Source organism: Vibrio sp. 378, from assembly GCF_033339435.1.
In genome coordinates this window covers 1-645 of record NZ_JAWOUO010000683.1, presented here as the reverse complement: position 1 = coordinate 645, position 645 = coordinate 1, and the positions used below count along the sequence as shown (strand labels likewise).

Below are 645 nucleotides of genomic sequence, written 5' to 3'. Positions count from 1 at the left end.
TTAAACCTTCGCATTGTAAGTGGCAAATCGTGGAACTAGAAGACATCTATCGCCGAGATCTGAATTTATTAGTCGCGTTGCGTGTACTGATTGAAGAAAGCAGCGTCAGTAAGGCGGCAACTCGCCTTAATTTAAGCCAATCGGCGATGAGTCGTGTGTTAGGGCGATTACGCGATCTGCTTGGCGATCCGCTGTTTACGCGCCAAGGTCAACACTTGATCCCAACCCAAAAAGCGCTAGAAATTGATCGCTCTTTAGGTGAACCGTTGGAATCGCTGCGCCAATTGTTGTCGCCCGTCGAGTTCGATCCTCAGCAGTGCGATCAGACGTTCACCATCGCGACCACGGACTACGCTATGCAAACCATTCTGCCGTTTGCTTTACCGCGCATTTATCAAGAAGCGCCGAATGTGTCGTTTAACTTTTTGCCTTTGCAGCATGACCGTTTATCCGATCAGTTGACTTATGAAGGGGCCGATCTCGCCATTTGTCGCCCAACAGGCCCCGTAGAGCCGCTGCGTAGCGAGATTCTTGGTCGCGTTGGCGTGTTGTGTTTACTGTCCAAACAGCATCCTTTGGCGAATCAAGAGATGAGTTTGGACGACTATTTGAGCCACCCTCACGCGATGATTGCCATCAGTGATG

Annotated in this window: 1 protein-coding gene; it reads left to right on the top strand. The window is 50.2% G+C overall.

Features of this window, described 5'->3' with window-relative positions; genetic code table 11:
• Nucleotides 1-29: 29 nt before the first annotated feature.
• Nucleotides 30-645, top strand: a 616-nt coding sequence (locus tag R7Q48_RS28250) for a LysR family transcriptional regulator (protein WP_318133630.1), incomplete at its 3' end; no start/stop codon positions are given.